Source organism: Opacimonas viscosa (assembly GCF_024199005.1).
Lineage (GTDB): Bacteria > Pseudomonadota > Gammaproteobacteria > Enterobacterales > Alteromonadaceae > Opacimonas > Opacimonas viscosa.
Genome location: NZ_JANATA010000218.1, coordinates 1 through 257 on the forward strand (window position 1 = coordinate 1; position 257 = coordinate 257).

The following is a 257-nucleotide window of genomic DNA, read 5'->3' on the forward strand; positions in this document are numbered from 1 at the left end:
CTGGGCATTCTCAAGGTCGATGTGCTGTCCCTGGGCATGCTGACCTGCATCCGCAAGGCCTTTGACCTGATCGACATGCACCACCGCCAGCGGTTTACCCTGGCCACCCTGCCGCCCGAGGATCCGGCGGTCTATGACATGCTGTGCCGGGCCGACAGCATCGGGGTGTTCCAGGTCGAAAGCCGGGCACAGATGAATTTCCTGCCGCGCATGCGGCCGCGCAATTTCTACGATCTGGTGATCGAGGTGGCGATCAT

General features: G+C 61.9%; 1 protein-coding gene. It reads left to right on the top strand.

The window, feature by feature from the left end; genetic code table 11:
• A partial coding sequence (locus NLF92_RS13360; RefSeq protein ID WP_254102737.1) for a hypothetical protein occupies positions 1–257 on the top strand: 257 nt, incomplete at both ends.